The following is a 534-nucleotide window of genomic DNA, read 5'->3' as shown; positions in this document are numbered from 1 at the left end:
TGGGATAGCGACAACAATGTTTACATCAAAGGGCAAAAAACCGTTGGAAAAACAGATGAGTACGATGAGAACGACAGCGTCACTATTGGTGGTGAAACGCGTATTTTAGAAGACTTCGTCGTTGGCGCAGAATACACCACGGGCGATCGTGGCGATGCGGCTGAAGCCAGCGTTACTTATGATGTGACGGAAGACTACAGCACTTACTTAACCTATGTCGATGACAGCTACGAAGGCAAAAACAACGTGATTGTCGGCCAACGTGCAGATCTGACTTCAACGGTCGATTTCTACCAAGAAAACCAATTTGTAGATGAGAACAACGGCAAAGGTCGTATTGACTCGTTTGGTTTTGGTTACGACATGAACGACGACATCGACATGGGTATCGGCTATCAGAAAGGCGAAATCGAGGATGATCAAAACATCACCACCGAGCGCCAAGCGGTGAGTGTAAGCACCTCGATTGATGTCGATGATGTGTTGTTCAAGAACAAAGTGGAATATCGTGTCGATAAGACAGATGACTCTGCT

At 46.3% G+C, this 534-nt stretch carries 1 pseudogene; it reads left to right on the top strand.

Features of this window, described 5'->3' with window-relative positions:
- A pseudogene (locus R7040_RS29605) lies at positions 1–534 on the top strand (hypothetical protein); the annotation flags it as partial.

The sequence above is a fragment of the Vibrio sp. 1069 genome, from assembly GCF_033340555.1.
This window is presented reverse-complemented; position numbering and strand designations above follow the sequence as displayed.